This window comes from Photorhabdus heterorhabditis (assembly GCF_001280945.1).
Classification (GTDB): Bacteria; Pseudomonadota; Gammaproteobacteria; order Enterobacterales; family Enterobacteriaceae; genus Photorhabdus; species Photorhabdus heterorhabditis.
Map to the genome: position 1 here is coordinate 1 of NZ_LJCS01000215.1, position 626 is coordinate 626.

Sequence of the window (626 nt, forward strand, 5' to 3'; positions counted from 1 at the left end):
CCATTAACAGCAGTAAATAACTGATCGCTGATCACATTTCACACTATTCATTCTGACGGTCAATTAATTTCACATTAGAATAGTTTGATGATGTCACTATTAAATCATCAATATTCTCTGTGGAAAGATGGCTGTTTTATCACCGCAGCCTGACCGCAGATAACCGAGTCACTTATTGGTCAGATCATTGACTTTGTCACACTTAAGTTTAACAAAAGGGATAGTACGATGAATAAACTCAGCAACTCTGTGGCGAGAGGCACGAGTTATCTTTTAATTTACCTGACGGCCATTCAGCCACTGCACCCGGCTATGGCGGCGGGAATAACGCCGGATAATCCCCAAACACAGGTACAAATTCAGGGAAATGTGCCGGTTGTCAATATTGCTACTCCTAATAGTGCCGGGATATCTCACAACACTTATAAAGAGTTTAATGTTGCCACTCAAGGAGCAGTGCTTAATAACGCTACTCAGGCGGCTCAGTCACAATTAGCCGGGCAATTAAATGCAAATAGCCACTTAAAAGGTAAAGCCGCCGAATTAATTATTAATGAAGTCACCGGTAATGGGCAGTCTGACCTGCAAGGCAAACTGGAAATTCTGGGTCATAAAGCCAATGTAAT

1 protein-coding gene is annotated in these 626 nt (G+C 42.0%); it reads left to right on the forward strand.

The genetic code is table 11. The features are described from left to right. Positions 1-228: 228 nt before the first annotated feature. Positions 229-626, forward strand: a 398-nt coding sequence (locus tag AM629_RS21400; protein WP_152912071.1) for a two-partner secretion domain-containing protein, incomplete at its 3' end; no start/stop codon positions are given.